10 protein-coding genes are annotated in these 14,911 nt (G+C 71.0%); 6 read left to right on the forward strand and 4 right to left on the reverse strand.

All coding sequences use genetic code 11. The features are described 5' to 3' along the window. Positions 1-3: 3 nt before the first annotated feature. A complete protein-coding gene (locus ACIQF6_RS08790; RefSeq protein WP_400891806.1) occupies positions 4-1,035 on the forward strand; it encodes an alanine racemase in 1,032 nt (343 codons plus the stop codon). A gap of 99 nt (positions 1,036-1,134) precedes the next feature. Here ACIQF6_RS08790 and ACIQF6_RS08795 read toward each other — a convergent pair whose 3' ends face one another. Together ACIQF6_RS08795 and ACIQF6_RS08800 are read right to left on the reverse strand one after the other, a co-directional pair. Next, the gene (locus ACIQF6_RS08795; RefSeq protein ID WP_400891808.1) at positions 1,135-2,688 is read right to left on the reverse strand and encodes a glycosyltransferase family 87 protein; all 1,554 of its coding nucleotides are present in this window, start codon (positions 2,686-2,688) and stop codon (positions 1,135-1,137) included. Between the two features lie 100 nt (positions 2,689-2,788). After that, a complete protein-coding gene (locus ACIQF6_RS08800) occupies positions 2,789-5,227 on the reverse strand; it encodes a transglycosylase domain-containing protein (protein WP_400891811.1) in 2,439 nt (812 codons plus the stop codon). A 514-nt stretch (positions 5,228-5,741) separates the two neighbouring features. Between ACIQF6_RS08800 and ACIQF6_RS08805 the strand changes: the two genes are divergently transcribed. Both ACIQF6_RS08805 and ACIQF6_RS08810 read left to right on the forward strand, forming a co-directional pair. Continuing rightward, positions 5,742-6,404 carry a PadR family transcriptional regulator gene (locus tag ACIQF6_RS08805; RefSeq protein ID WP_400891813.1) on the forward strand — a complete coding sequence of 221 codons (663 nt, stop codon included), beginning with the start codon at positions 5,742-5,744 and terminating at the stop codon, positions 6,402-6,404. Positions 6,405-6,552: 148 nt separating this feature from the next. Next, positions 6,553-7,635 (forward strand): inositol-3-phosphate synthase, encoded by a 1,083-nt coding sequence (locus ACIQF6_RS08810; protein ID WP_043915344.1) that lies wholly within the window; start codon positions 6,553-6,555, stop codon positions 7,633-7,635. A gap of 128 nt (positions 7,636-7,763) precedes the next feature. Here the strand turns inward: ACIQF6_RS08810 and ACIQF6_RS08815 are convergent, their stop codons facing one another. Further along, positions 7,764-8,534 carry a peptidoglycan-binding protein gene (locus ACIQF6_RS08815; RefSeq protein WP_400891816.1) on the reverse strand — a complete coding sequence of 257 codons (771 nt, stop codon included), beginning with the start codon at positions 8,532-8,534 and terminating at the stop codon, positions 7,764-7,766. Positions 8,535-8,698: 164 nt separating this feature from the next. On the opposite strand from ACIQF6_RS08815, the gene ACIQF6_RS08820 reads away from it, so the two are divergent. Beyond that, positions 8,699-9,988, forward strand: a complete 1,290-nt coding sequence (locus ACIQF6_RS08820) for an MFS transporter (RefSeq protein ID WP_400891818.1) — start codon at positions 8,699-8,701, stop codon at positions 9,986-9,988. A 65-nt stretch (positions 9,989-10,053) separates the two neighbouring features. Then, the gene (locus tag ACIQF6_RS08825) at positions 10,054-10,659 is read left to right on the forward strand and encodes a hypothetical protein (RefSeq protein ID WP_400891821.1); all 606 of its coding nucleotides are present in this window, start codon (positions 10,054-10,056) and stop codon (positions 10,657-10,659) included. A gap of 7 nt (positions 10,660-10,666) precedes the next feature. On the opposite strand, the gene ACIQF6_RS08830 is transcribed toward ACIQF6_RS08825, so the two are convergent. Next, the gene (locus tag ACIQF6_RS08830) at positions 10,667-12,103 is read right to left on the reverse strand and encodes a CCA tRNA nucleotidyltransferase (protein WP_400892203.1); all 1,437 of its coding nucleotides are present in this window, start codon (positions 12,101-12,103) and stop codon (positions 10,667-10,669) included. 265 nt (positions 12,104-12,368) lie between these two features. On the opposite strand from ACIQF6_RS08830, the gene ACIQF6_RS08835 reads away from it, so the two are divergent. Next, entirely contained in the window at positions 12,369-14,903 is a 2,535-nt protein-coding gene (locus ACIQF6_RS08835) for a DUF6049 family protein (protein WP_400891824.1), read from the forward strand. Positions 14,904-14,911: the final 8 nt, after the last annotated feature.

A 14,911-nucleotide genomic window follows, 5' to 3' on the forward strand; every position in this document is an offset into this window, starting at 1 on the left:
GCGATGACCCTGACGATGTACGTGGACGGCGCGCGCTGGCGGGCGCACCAGCGCGGCCTGCTGGCCGAGTTCCCCGGGCTGGTCCCGGTCGCCAAGGGCAACGGCTACGGCTTCGGCAACCGGCGGCTGGCCGAGGAGGCGGCCCGGCTGGGCAGCCCCCTGCTGGCCGTCGGCACCGCGGACGAGGCGGCGGCGGTGGCCGACGCCTTCCCCGGCGACCTGCTGGTGCTCACCCCCTACCGGGTCGGCGAGCCCGACCTCGAGCTGCCCGCCGACCGGGTGATCCGCACCGTCGCGCATGCCGAGGCGCTGTCCGCGCTGCCCGCCGGCGCCCGCGTGGTGATCGAGGGCATGACCAGCATGCGGCGGCACGGCGTCCGGGTCGGCGAACTCCCCGAACTGCCGGTCGACCACCTGACGTTGGAGGGCTTCGCGCTGCACCTGCCGCTGGACCGGCCGGACGGCTCCGACCCGGTGGACGAGGTCGCCGACTGGGTCCGGGCGATCGGCGCGGCCGGGCTGCCCACCGCCACCGTCTACCTCAGCCACCTGGCCGCCAGGGACGTGCGGCGGCTGGCCGAACGCCACCCCGACACCGAGTTCCGCTCCCGGATCGGCACCCGGCTGTGGCTGGGCGACGTGGGCGCGATGTCCTCCCGGGCCACCGTCCTGGACGTCACCCCGATCGGGCGCGGCGAACGCTACGGCTACCGGCAGCACAAGGCCCCGTCCGACGGCCACCTGCTGGTCGTCACCGGCGGCACCGCGCACGGCGTCGGCCTGGAGGCCCCCAAGTACGTGCACGGGATACTGCCGCGCGCCAAGGGCCTGGCCCGGGCCGGCCTGGCCACCCTGAACCGGACGCTCTCCCCGTACGCCTGGCAGGGCAAGCAGCTGTGGTTCGCCGAGCCGCCGCACATGCAGGTGTCGATCCTGTTCCTGCCCGGCGAGCTCAAGGCGCCCGTGGTGGGCGACGAGCTGGCGCTGACCGTCCGTCACACCACCACCCACTTCGACCGGGTGGTCGACCGCTGAGGCCGCCGGTGCCCGTGTCGGCACCGGTGCCGGAACCGAGGAAGCCCGACCGCCGGGAAGGCGGTCGGGCTTCGGTGCTCCTCGGGCCCTTCTGCGGGCCTACTTGGGCTGCGGGTCGGGCCCGGCCTCGACCAGCCAGTCGGCCTCGGCCTGCGGGGCGTACTCGGCGTAGCTCTCCTCCTCGCGCAGGCCGCGGGCGGAGCCGAGCACGAACCGGTCCGGGGCGCCGTCCAGCACACCGCCCGACGGGTCGTCACTTCCGTCCCACCGCACCGGGTCGCGGTCCGGGTAGAGGATGTCGCGGACCACCAGGTAGCAGATGTACAGGGTGCCGACCAGGTGCAGGGCGATCGCGAAGTGGTACCACTGCAGGTCGATGCCGTGGTGCTTGGCGTCGCCGTTGTAGGCCAGGTACGACCAGATGCCGAGGAAGTACAGCACCTCGCAGGCCTGCCAGATCAGGAAGTCCCGCCAGCGCGGCCGGGCCAGCACCGCCAGCGGGATCAGCCAGAGCACGTACTGCGGCGAGTACACCTTGTTGGTCAGCACGAACGCGGCGACCACCAGGAAGGCCAGCTGGGCGAAGCGCGGGCGGCGCGGGGCGCTGATCGCCAGCCAGCCGATCGCCAGGCAGCTGAGCACCAGCAGGCCGGCGATCCAGGTGTTCAGGCTCTCCAGGTGCTGTCCGTTGCGGACCGTCTGCATCAGGATCAGCCAGAACGAGCCGTAGTCCTCGGTGCGGACCTGGCTGAAGCTGTAGAAGGTCAGCCAGCCCTTCCAGTTGGCCAGCATGATCGGCACGTCGACCAGCAGCCAGGCGCCGGCCGCGCCGCCGAAGACCAGCCCGAACTCCTTCCACTTGCCGGTCCGCAGACACAGCACCAGCAGCGGGCCGAGCAGCAGCACCGGATAGAGCTTGGCGGCGGTGGCCAGGCCGATGAACACACCCGCCCACACCGGCTTGGACCCGGACCAGTACGCCATCGCCACGGCGGCCAGCGCCACCGCGAGCAGGTCCCAGTTGATGGTGGCGTTCAGCGCCAGGCACGGGGCGAGGGCGAACAGCAGCGCGTCCCACGGGCGGCGGCGCTGGGTGCGGGAGACCGCGATCACCGCGACCACCGCGCAGATCATCAGCATTCCGGCGTTGACCAGCCAGAACCACTGCTCGCGGCTCATGATGTCGCCGTTGTGGGTGGTCAGCCAGGCCGCGATCTGCATGAACAGACCGGTCAGCACCGGGTACTCCAGGTACTGCATGTCCGGCGAGCCCTGCGGGATCGGGTCCAGGTACGGGCGTCCGCCGTCCGCGAAGCCGCGCCCCGAGAACAGGTGCGGGATGTCGCTGTAACAGGCGTGCGTGTACTGGCTGGTGGCGCCGAAGAACCAACCGCTCTGGTAGCACGGCGCCTTCTGGAAGAGGCCCACCAGGTAGACGGCGATCACGGCCACCGCAAGGAACTTGGCGGGTGTCCACCAGGACACCCCGAGCAGGGCCCGACGCCCGGGCGGGCCGCCGAACAACTCGCTGCCGGCCTCCGAGACCGGGTCCTCGTCCGCGGGCACCACCACGGTGTTCGGCAGCGGCCCCGCGGCCGCAGCCGGTCCGGGCGCCGAGGTCTCGTCACGCAGGCTGGACGTCATGGCGCACATACTGCCGCACCCCCGCCCGCAACCGAAGAGGGGCACGGGATCGCGGTTCGCGATCCGGTGCCCCTCTGTGGTGGTTCCGCCGGGATTCGGACGGTGCGCCCTACTGGCCCATGATCCCGACCAGGTTGCCGCCTGCGCCGCCTCCGGCTCCGCCGCCCGGCGGGCTCGCGCTGCCGCTGGCGCTGTCGCTCGGCTTGGTCGACGGCTTGGACGACCTGCTCGGCCCGCAGCCGTTGCCATTTCCGTTGCCGTTGCCGTTGCCCGGGCAGCTCGCGCTGCTGCTCGGCGACCCGCTCGGGCCCTCCGGGGACTGGGAGGCGGGCGGCTCGGCCGGCCCGGTCGGCTCCTCCGGCGCGGAGGACGAGGCCGAGGTGGACGCCGACGGGCTGATCGGAGCACCCGAGGAGTCGACCTCGGTGCCCCACGGCGCCGGGGTCGGGAAGTCCTTCACCGGGGTGCCCTTGGTGATCGTCTTCATGTAGCGGGTGAAGATGTCGGTCGGGAAGTCACCACCGTGCACGGACTCGTGGCCCGCGGTGCCGTCCAGCGACAGCAGCTTGGGGTTGCCGCTCTCCTCGCGCCACATACCGACCGCGGTGGTCAGCTCCGGGGTGTACCCGACCCACCAGGCCGAGGTACCGGCGTCGGTGGTACCGGTCTTGCCGGCCACCGGCCGGCCGAGCGCGTTGGTCTTGTTACCGGTGCCGTTCTTGGCCACGTTCTCCAGCACGTCGGTGATGTTGTCGGCGACCGCCTCCTCCAGCACCTTCTTCGGCTGGCTCTTGGTGAAGATCGGGTTCTCGACGTTGTTGTAGAGCAGCTTCGACACCGAGTAGGGGTCGGTCTGCTGACCGCGGGCCGCGAACACCGAGTAGGCCGAGGCCATCCGGATCGAGCTCGGGTGCGAGGTGCCGAGCGGGAAGGTGATGGTCGAGGACGGCTCCAGGCTCTCGGGCCGCAGCCCCAGCTCGGTGACCATCTTCTCCACGTTCTTGCCGCCCACGTCCTGGCCGAGCTGCACGAACGGCACGTTGTACGACCACTGCATGGCCTTCTTCAGCGTGACGTAGCCGGGCTTGCCCGGGCTGTCGTTGCGCTGCTTGTAAGGCTTGCCGTCGTCGCCCATCAGCGGCTTGCCGTCCTTGGAATAGATCGGCGAGAGGTTGTCCGCCAGGTACAGCGAGTCCGGGTTTATCTGGGTCGGATCGCCGTTCGCGCCGGTCTTGGTCAGCACGCCGTACTGCATCGCGGCGGCCAGCACGAACGGCTTGAAGGTCGAGCCGACCGGGACCTTGGAGTCCGCGTTGTTGCTGTAGTGGCCGTTCTCGATGCCGTCGCCGCCGTAGAGCGCCACGATCGCACCGTCGTTCGGCCGCACCGAGGCGGCGCCGACCTGGACGAACTTGTCCGCCTCGCGCTTGTCGGGCTTCAGGGACTCGCTCTTGACCTGGTCCACGGCCTCCTTCAGGGCGTCCACCTTGTCCTTCTCGAAGGTGGTGTGGATCTGGAAGCCGCCGCGGTTCAGCTTGGCGTCGTCGATGGTCTTGTCCTTGGCCAGGACGAACTGGTTGGCGGTCTCCACCAGGTAGTAGACCTCGCCGGTCATGCTGGCCGGGGCCTTCACGTCGATCGGCTTGGGGAACGTCGGCCCGCACTTGGCGCGGTCGTCGGCGGTGATCGCCTTGGTCGCCTGCATCCGGTCCAGAACGTAGTTCCAGCGGTCCTGCATCCGGTCGTGGTTGCCGGCGTTCAGGGTCGGGTCGTACAGCGCCGCGCCCTTCAACAGGCCTGCCAGCATGGCGCTCTGACAGATGTCCAGCTTGTTGGCGTCCACCCCGTAGTACGCCTGGGAGGCGGCCTGGATGCCGGTCGCGCCGCGGCCGTACCAGCTGGTGTTCAGGTAGCCGGTGAGGATCTTGTCCTTGTCGTCGCTGATCTTCAGCGCGATGATGAATTCCTTCGCCTTGCGGCTGAGCGTCTGTTCCTGGGTCAGGTAGACGTTCTTCACGTACTGCTGGGTGATGGTCGACCCGCCCTGGGTCTCGCCACCGGTCGCCATGTTGTAGACGGCGCGGGCTATGCCCTTGGGGTCGATGCCCTTGTCGGTGCGGAAGGTCTCGTTCTCGGCCGCGATCACCGCGTCCTGGGCCGGCCGGCTTATCTCCGAGAGCTCCACCCACTGCATGTTGGCGTCGCCCTTGCGGGCCATCTCGGTGCCGTCGGCCCAGAAGTAGATGTTGTTCTGGATGTGGACCGAGGTCTTCGCGTCCGGCACCGGCACCAGGGCGAACGCGGCGCCCACGGCGGCCACGCTGCCGCCGAAGAAGATCAGGAACAGGCTCAGCACCTGCTTCCAGGACGGCATCCAGCGCTTGAAGCCGGTCTTGCCGAAGCGCGGGTAGTCGATCAGCCGCTTCTTGCCGGGCTTGCCCGGCTTGCCGTTGCGGCCGGCGCTCCGCCCGTTCGGCGGGCCGTCCTGGACGCCGCCACCGCCACCGCCGCCCTTGCGGGACTGCTTGCGCATCTCCGCCCGGGTCATCCGGGGTTGTTGCGCGGTCTCCCGCACCGCACGACGGCCACCCGGACCCGCTCCCGGACCGGGACGGCCGGAATCGGCCGACGGCTCACGCCCGTTGCGGACGTAGTCGGGTGCGCCCTCGACCGGGCTGCCGTAGGCATAGGGACGTTCGCCCGGCCCCCGCCTGGAGGGCGGCTGCTCGCCCCCGGGATTGGCCGGCCTACGCCGGTGTTCGCTCATCTCTCAGCAGCTCCTCGGTCCGGGTGCACAGGCGACAGAGTACGGCTCCCCGAAAGGTGTCCAATCGGGCATTGGAAGCCAACCCGGACGAACCGACCGAGATTTATTGCATGCCCGTTGCCCAGAGGCCTTGTGATCGCGGTTACGCGTGCCCCTCTTGCTCCTTTCGTGACCCAGGGTTACTGTTGCCGATATATCGAGCCGATACATCGGTGCGACACATCGGCCCGGCATACCTTGCGGGTCGGCCCGGCATCCGACGAGCAGGACCCCGCAACGGAAGGAGGAAGGCGGTATGAGCCGACGCTCCGGCGTCCTCGAATTCGCCGTCCTCGGCCTGCTCCACGACGCCCCGATGCACGGCTACGAACTGCGCAAGCGGCTCAACGTCCTGCTGGGCTCGTTCCGGGCCTTCTCCTACGGAACGCTCTACCCGTGCCTGAAGAGCCTGGTCGCCCAGGGTTTCCTGGTCGAGGACAACCCGGACGTCGAGTACGTCCCGGCCACCGCGCTCAACGGCAAGCGGTCGAAGATCGTCTACCGGCTCTCCGCCGAGGGCAAGCAGCGCTTCGAGGAGCTGCTCGCCGAGTCCGGTCCGGACGCCTGGGAGGACGAGCACTTCGGTGTCCGCTTCGCCTTCTTCGGCCAGACCGACCGGGCCGTCCGGATGCGCGTGCTGGAAGGCCGCCGCAGCCGGCTGGAGGAGCGGCTGGAGCGGATGCGCAGCTCGATCGCCCGCACCCGCGAGCGGTTCGACGACTACACCCTCGAACTCCAGCGCCACGGCCTGGAGTCCGTGGAACGCGAGGTCCGCTGGCTCAACGAGCTGATCGAGACCGAGCGGGCCACCAGAAACGGACGCGGCCCCGCGTCCCCCCCAACTTCGGACGGCCGTGGTCCGGCCGCCGGGTCCTCGGATCCGCCCGGACCACCGTACGACCGCCCGGGGCGCTCCTGACCGGAGCGCTGTAGCAGCACCGCGCCGGCCTTGCCGCCGCTCGCGGCGAGGCGTGGGCGCCCCGCGCGCCCGTCAGACAGTCAGAACAGATGTGGAACGAGCGTCGCCACACCACGGCGAGGCTCATGAGATTCAGGGAGCAACCGGAATGGGTTCGGTTCGCGTAGCCATCGTCGGCGTGGGCAACTGCGCCGCCTCGCTGGTGCAGGGTGTCGAGTACTACAAGGACGCCGACCCGGCCGGTAAGGTCCCCGGCCTGATGCACGTCCAGTTCGGCGACTACCACGTGAAGGACGTCGACTTCGTCGCCGCCTTCGACGTGGACGCCAAGAAGGTCGGCTTCGACCTGGCCGACGCCATCGGCAACAGCGAGAACAACACCATCAAGATCTGCGACGTGCCGCCGACCGGCGTCACCGTCCAGCGCGGCCACACCCTCGACGGCCTGGGCAAGTACTACCGGGAGACCATCGAGGAGTCGGACGAGGCCCCGGTCGACGTCGTCCAGATCCTGAAGGACCGCCAGGTCGACGTTCTGGTCTGCTACCTGCCGGTGGGCTCCGAGAACGCCGCCAAGTTCTACGCCCAGTGCGCCATCGACGCCAAGGTCGCCTTCGTGAACGCCCTCCCGGTGTTCATCGCCGGCACCAAGGAGTGGGCCGACAAGTTCACCGAGGCCGGTGTCCCGATCGTCGGCGACGACATCAAGTCCCAGGTCGGCGCGACCATCACGCACCGCGTGATGGCGAAGCTGTTCGAGGACCGCGGTGTCATCCTCGAGCGCACCATGCAGCTGAACGTCGGCGGCAACATGGACTTCAAGAACATGCTCGAGCGCGAGCGCCTGGAGTCCAAGAAGATCTCCAAGACCCAGGCCGTCACCTCGCAGATCCGCGACCGTGAGCTGGGCGCCAAGAACGTCCACATCGGCCCGTCCGACTACGTCGCGTGGCTCGACGACCGCAAGTGGGCGTACGTCCGCCTCGAGGGTCGCGCGTTCGGCGACGTCCCGCTGAACCTGGAGTACAAGCTCGAGGTCTGGGACTCCCCGAACTCGGCCGGTGTCATCATCGACGCCGTGCGCGCCGCGAAGATCGCCAAGGACCGCGGCATCGGCGGCCCGATCCTCTCCGCGTCCTCGTACTTCATGAAGTCCCCGCCGGTGCAGTACTTCGACGACGAGGCCAAGGAGAACGTCGAGAAGTTCATCCGCGGCGAGGTCGAGCGCTGAGCGTCGGCGAAGCCTGCTCGCGGTGACGTGAGCGCCGAGCCGTACCCCGTGCATTGACGTTTCGTCAGTCACGACCGGAGGGCCGCCCCGTGTGCACGGGGCGGCCCTCCGGCGTTTCCGCGCACCGGTCAGGACCAGGTCGCGTTCCAGGTGACCGGCCCGACGACGCCGTCCACCGACAGGCCGTGCCGCTGCTGGAAGGCCCGGCAGGTGCCCGCCGAGGCCGGCCCGTACCAGCCGTCCGCGGTGATCGACCAGCCGCGCCAGGCCATCCGCTGCTGCCACATCAGCACGTCGTCCCCGTGCAGCATCGGCGACTGCACCCGCAGGTACCGCCCCGGCCACTGCGGCGTGCCGGGCGTGGGCGTGGTCGCCTGCCCGGACGTCCGCGCCGCCGGGATCCCCCCGAGCGCCGGGTCCGCCGACACCGTTCCCTCCGGGTACGCCGGCACCCCGTACCCGTACGGCGACCCGGGCCCGCGCCGGGCCCGCGACTTCCGGTAGACCCCGTCGCCCTCGGTGGACCCGGAGTCGTTGGTGTTGCCCTCCACCGTGTAGATGGTGTCGGCGTCGTAGGCGTAGACGACGCCGGTGTGCTCGCCGCCGTCGGGGCCGAGGTAGAAGGGGCCGCCGAGGACGGGGTAGGGCGTCCAGCGGTTCTGGCGGCGCCAGAAGGCGACGGCGTCGAGGCAGGACGCGGTCATCGGCCACAGGTTGTCCATGCCGGTGCGGTGGGCGCCCCAGGCCTCGAAGGTGGCGCACCAGGGCTGGCCGTCGGACCATTCGAGGCCGGGGGTTTCCTCGCTGTAGCGCTGGCGGTTGTTCCAGGTGCCGTCGGCATCCCGGCCCTCGTGGTAGCCGACCTGGCCGAGCAGCAGGGCAGTGAACTCGTCTCGCATGGGGAGCCTCCCGTCGTTCCGAGATGGTTCTTCCCCCGTAAGTGCCCAACGACCTCCAACCGGCGGCGGCACCGGTGGTGCGGAAGCGCGCAGGGGGCGCGCGTCGCTCGAAGTTGGCGGATGTTTCACGTGAAACGCCGTCGACCTCGTGGCACCCTTGGCGGGTGATCACCGAACAGCCCCCGCGCGAGGCCACCCTGCGAGGCCTGCTGCACGGTGCCGGGTTCCGGCGGCTGCTGACGGTGCGCCTGCTCTCGCAGCTGTCGGACGGGGTGTTCCAGGCCTCCCTGGCCAACTACGCGATCTTCTCCCCGGAGCACCAGTCCTCCCCCACCGACATCGCGGTGGCGCTGACGGTGGTGACCCTGCCGTTCTCGGTGGTCGGCCCGTTCACCGGAGTCCTGCTGGACCGCTGGCGGCGCCGGCAGGTGCTGCTGATGGGCAATCTGACCCGCTTCGGGCTCTGCCTGCTGGCGGTCGGTCTGATCGCGGGCGGAGCGCCGCGCTGGGCGTTCTACACGGCGGCGCTGCTGATGATGGCGCTCAACCGCTTCATCCTGTCGGGCCTGTCGGCGGGGCTGCCCCGGGTGGTGGCCCCGTCCGACCTGGTCACCGCCAACGCCCTGTCGCCGACGCTGGGCACGGTCGCGGCGGCCGGGGGCGCCGGTCTCGGACTCCTGGTGGGCATGGCGATGTCCGGCCGGAACGCGGAAGCCGTGACAGTGCTGCTGTCCGCACTGCTGTACCTGTCCGCGGCGCTGGCCGCGAAGTGGATCGGGCCGGACGAGCTGGGCCCCGCGCTGCGGGCCGGGCTGCCGTCGGTGCGCGAGGCGCTGGCGAGCGCCTGGAACGACCTGCGGGCCGGCCTGCGGCATCTGGTCCGGGACTGCCGGCCGGCCGTGCACGCGCTGGCGGCCGTCACCCTGGCGCGATTCTGCTACGGCATGCTGACCGTGATGGTGCTGATGCTCTCCCGGTACACCTTCAACCTCGCCGAGGACACCGCGGGCGGCCTGGCCACCCTGGGCCTGGCGGTCGTGATGTCCGCGGCGGGATTCGCGCTGGCCGCGGTGGTCAGCCCGTGGTGCACCCGGCGGCTCGGCCTGCACGGCTGGATGACGACCTGTCTGGCGGGCGCGGCCGTGTTCGTCCCGGCGCTCGGCCTGCCGTTCCGGGAGGTCCCGGCGATGATCGCGGCCCTGCTGCTGGGCGTGGTCACCCAGGGCACCAAGATCTGCACCGACACCCTGGTGCAGGAGTCGGTGGAGGACGAGTACCGCGGCCGGGTGTTCGCCGTCTACGACGTGCTGGTGAACGTCTCGTTCGTCGCGGCGGCCGGCGCCACCGCCCTGGTGCTGCCGTTGGACGGCCGCTCGGCGCCGGTGGTGCTGGGCCTCGCGGCGCTGTACGCGCTCGGCGCGGTGCTGTACTTCCGGGCCGCACGCCGGACCTGACGGGGAGTCTGCCGCTAGGGTCGTGGGCGCACGGCACCGCTTTCATCGTCCTGGGGGGAAACCAGATGAGCACTCCGCCGCCACCCGGCCCGTACGGGCAGCCCGGCCAGCCGGGCCCGTACGGCCAGCAGCCGCCCGCGTACGGACAGCCCTCCGGCTACGCCCAGCCGCCCGCGTACGGGCAGCAACCCGCCTACGGGCAGGCCCCGGCGTACGGACAGCAGCCCGCGTACGGGCAGGAGCCCCCGGCCTACGGGCAGCCGCCGGCCGGTGACCCGCAGGGGCAGCAGCTGCCGGCCTGGGGTCAGGCGCCCGAGCCGAAGATCGAGAAGCCCAGGGGCAAATGGCGGCTCCGGCTGCTCATCGCCCTGCTGGCGGCGGCCGCCGTCGGCGTGGTCTACATCGTGTTCACCTCGACCCCGGAGCCCAAGCGCGGAGACTGCCTGGACAGCAGGCGCAAGGTGGTGTCCTGCGGCTCCGCGGACGCCCGGTGGCACGTGCTGCAGAAGTACAACACCGACAGCCTGATCACCCCGAGCTGCAGCAACACCCCGGGGGCGACCGACACCTACCACGCCAGGTACGGCCGGACCGGGCACCAGCAGAAGAAGAAGTTCTGCCTGAGCCCGATGAACGGCCAGCACCCCGGCGACCCCGGGCGGCGCAACTGACCCGGCGTCAGTCCTGCGGCTGGGCCGCCCACCACTCGCGCAGCGCGGCGACCGCCGCCTCGTGCTCCATCGGACCGTGCTCCAGGCGCAGTTCGAGCAGGTGCTTGTAGGCGCGGCCGACCGCGGGGCCGGGGCGGAGACCGAGCAGCTGCATGATCTCGTTGCCGTCCAGCGCGGGCCGGATCGCGTCCAGCTCCTCCTGCTCCTGGAGCGCGGTGATCCGCTCCTCCAGCGAGTCGTAGGTGCGGGACAGCGCGGCGGCCTTGCGCTTGTTGCGGGTGGTGCAGTCGGAGCGGGTCAGCTTGTGCAGGCGCTCCAGCAGCGGGCCGGCGTCGGTGACGTAGCGGCGCACCGCGGAGTCGGTCCACTCGCCGCCGCCGTAGCCGTGGAAGCGCAGGTGCAGCTCGACCAGCCGGGACACCTCGTTGATCAGCTCGTTCGAGTACTTGAGCTCGCGCATCCGCTTGCGGGTCATCTTCGCGCCCACCATCTCGTGGTGGTGGAAGGAGACCCGGCCGTCGGACTCGAAGCGGCGGGTGCGCGGCTTGCCGATGTCGTGCAGCAGCGAGGCGAGGCGCAGCACCAGGTCGGGGCCTTCGGTCTCCAGCGCGATGGCCTGCTCCAGGACGGTCAGCGAGTGCTCGTAGACGTCCTTGTGGCGGTGGTGCTCGTCGCTCTCCAGGCGCAGCGCCGGGAGCTCGGGCAGCACGAAGTCGGCGAGGCCGGTCTCGACCAGCAGGCGCAGGCCCTTGACCGGGTGCTCGGCGAGCAGCAGCTTGTTGAGCTCGGCCTGGACGCGTTCGGCGGAGACGATGGTGATCCGCTCGGCCATCGCGGTCATCGCGGCGACCACCTCGGGCGCCGGCTCGAAGTCGAGCTGGGCGGCGAAGCGGGCGGCCCGCATCATCCGCAGCGGGTCGTCGGAGAAGGACTCCTCGGGCGTGGCGGGGGTGCGCAGCACCCGGGCCTCCAGGTCCTCCAGGCCGCGGTGCGGGTCGACGAACTGCCGACCGGGCAGGTCGACGGCCATCGCGTTGACGGTGAAGTCGCGGCGCACCAGGTCCTGCTCGATCGAGTCGCCGTAGCTGACCTCGGGCTTGCGGGAGCTGCGGTCGTAGGCCTCGCTGCGGTACGTGGTGATCTCGATCAGGAACGAGCCCTCGGGCGTGTCCTTGCGCGCGCCGACGGTGCCGAAGGCGATGCCGACGTCCCACACCGCGTCGGCCCAGCCCTTGACCAGCTTGAGGATCTGCTGCGGGCGGGCGTCGGTCGTGAAGTCGAGGTCGTTGCCGAGCCGGCCGAGCAGGGCGTCCCGGACCGAACCGCCGACCAGGGAGAGCCGGTGGCCGGCGTCCTGGAAGCGGCGGGCGATCTCGTCGGCGACCGGGGAGACCCGCAGCAGCTCCTGGAGGCCGAGGGTCTGCGCCTCGGTGAGCCCCGGCAGGGCGACCCGGTCGGCGGAGCTGGAATGATTGGTGCTGGACGCATTGGCAGTGGACACGGCTCACAAGGGTACGTGCCCGCCCTGCTGCACCGCCTTCTCGTTTCGTTCGCCCCGCCCGCTCCTCAGCTTCCGGCCCGCGACACTGCGGGCCGCGCAACGTCGTTACCATGCCGGGTGAACGCTCCTTGTCGGAGGCCGCCGGGGTCGGGCGGGGCCGTGCCGGTGCGTGGGTCGATCGAGACGATCAGGAACGGCGAGGACGCGCGTGGACGAGCGGACCGGGCGGGGCGCGGCAGGGGCCGGGCGCCGCGGACGGTGGACGGGCCGGCTGGCCAGGGGCGCCGCCGCCCTGCTGGCGGGCGGGCTGGTCGGGGCCGTCGCGGCCGCCCCGGCGGCGGCCGGGCCCGGCGCCCTGGTGACCGCGGCGGGCGAGTACCCGGCGACGGTGCAGATCGACACAGTGCAGGTCGGCAACGGGGCGTCGCCGAAGATCGCGCACGAGAACGACACCGTGACGATCACCGGCAAGGTCACCAACTCCGGTGCGGAGACGCTGAAGTCCTCGACGGTCAAGGTGCGGCAGCCGAGCGCGGGCAAGCCGATGCTGACGACCCGCAGCGACATCGACCTGATGGGCTCCTGGTCCACGCCGAGCACCAAGGACGGCATCGCGCTGGACAGCCCGGCGCAGGACTTCGGCGACCTGGCCCCGGGGCAGAGCAAGGACTTCACCCTTCCGGTGCCGGTGTCCGCGCTGAACGCCAAGGACACCGGCAGCTACGAGCTGGCGGTGGACCTCTGGGGCACCACCGGCGGCGACCGGGTGCCGCACCCGCTGGGCATCGCCCGCACCTACCTGCCGTTCCAGGGCCACGCCACCGCCAGGCCCTCGCAGGTGTCGGTGGTCTGGCCGCTGACCCACGCGCCGGTGCTGGTCGCGCAGACCATGCCGGACCAGGACCAGACGCCGGTGCTGCGGGACGACAGCCTGGCGGGCGAGCTGACCGGCGACGGGCGGCTGAACCAGCTGGTCGACATCGGCAAGACCATGCCGAACCTGACCTGGGCGATCGACCCGGACCTGCTGGACACCGTGTTCGCGATGACCAAGCCGTACCGGGTGCAGAAGCCCGGCACCTCCGGCGAGTCCGCGCGCGACGACAACACCGTGCCGGGCACCGGCCACGACGCGGCGGTGGCCTGGCTGGCGAAGCTGAAGACGGCGGTGGCCGGGCAGGACTCCGAGGTGGTGTCGCTGCCGTACGCCGACCCGGACCTGGCGTCGATCGCGCACCACGGCACCGGGCTGAACGGCATGGACGCGGCGCTCCGCAAGGCGATGACGGCGGGTCAGGTCACCACCGAGCTGCGGCTGTCGGTGAACGCCCACTCGGACGTGGCCTGGCCGTACCGGGGCCTGCTGGACCAGCGGACGGCGGTCGTGTCGGCCACCGCGGGCGGCCGGCTGGTGCTGGTCAACGGCGCGTCGATGCCGGAGTCCGACAAGCTGACGTACACGCCGAGTGCGGCGCGTCCGATCGGCAACGGGCAGACCGCGGTGGTCTCGGACGCCGTGCTCGCCTCGCTGTTCCAGAAGGATCTGCCCACCGTGCAGGACCGCACCGCGGTCCAGCAGCGGTTCCTGGCCGAGACCCTGGCGATCGCGCACCAGGAGCCGGAGCACCCGCGCGGCCTGCTGGTGCTGCCGTCCCGGTCGATGACCGTCGGCACCGCGCAGGCGCTGCACGACTCGATGCAGGCGGCGTCCGGCAACGGCGGCTGGGTGACTCCGGCCACGCTGCAGAAGGTCTCCGAGATCCCCGCCGACCCGACCGCCAACACCAGCGTGCCGAACGAGTACCCGGGCGAAGCGACCGGCACCGAGCTGTCCGCCGACGAGCTGGTCGACACCATGGGCATCCAGGACGGCGTCGAGCAGCTGATGATGATCCTCACCCAGCCGGAGCGGGTCCGTGGCTCGTTCAGCGCCGCCATGGTGCGGTCGATGTCGGCCAGCTGGCGCGACCAGCAGAAGGCCGGCATCGACTACCGGGCCGGGGTGCAGACCTACCTGAAGAACCTGAAGGCGGCCGTCCGGGTGCCGAAGAAGAGCACCGTGACGCTGCCGGGCGACAACGCGACGCTGCTGATCAGCGTCAAGAACGACCTCACCCAGGCGGTCGGCAACCTGGAGCTGCGGCTGTACTCCACCCAGCCGAACCGTCTCAACGTCGGCGAGAACCAGCCGGTGGTGCTGGACGCCACCACCTCCCGCACCTTCCGCTTCCCCGCCGAGGCGCAGGTCAACGGCCAGGTCCAGGTGACCGCGGAGCTGTGGACCACCGGCCCGAACGCGCAGCCCTACGGCGATCCGGTGGAGTTCACCGTCGACGTCACCTCGGTGGCCAGCGGTGTGACGTACGTGATCGCCGGCGGCACCGCGCTGATGATCCTCGCCGGCGTGCGGTTCTACCTGCAGCGCAAGAAGCGCAAGGCGGCCGGCGAGATCGACGAGGACCCGGACCGCCCGCTGTCCGACGGCGACAGCGACGGCGACAGCGACGGTGACGACGACGGCAACGGCAACGGCCGGGGTGACGACCACGGCAAGGACGAGGGCGGCGGCGGCCGGGACAAGGGCAAGGGCGGCGGCCGGGGCGACGGCGACCGGCCGGGTGCCGACGGAAAGCCGGCCGACGCGGAACCGCCCTCCGACCGGGATGACACCGATCGGGTCGCCGGTGATGAGAAGGTTGACCACCAGGCGTCTCACCCCCGGGCGTCGGTCCCCCCTCTCTGACGTGGATT

The sequence above is a fragment of the Kitasatospora sp. NPDC092948 genome (assembly GCF_044754805.1).
Classification (GTDB): Bacteria; Actinomycetota; Actinomycetes; order Streptomycetales; family Streptomycetaceae; genus Kitasatospora.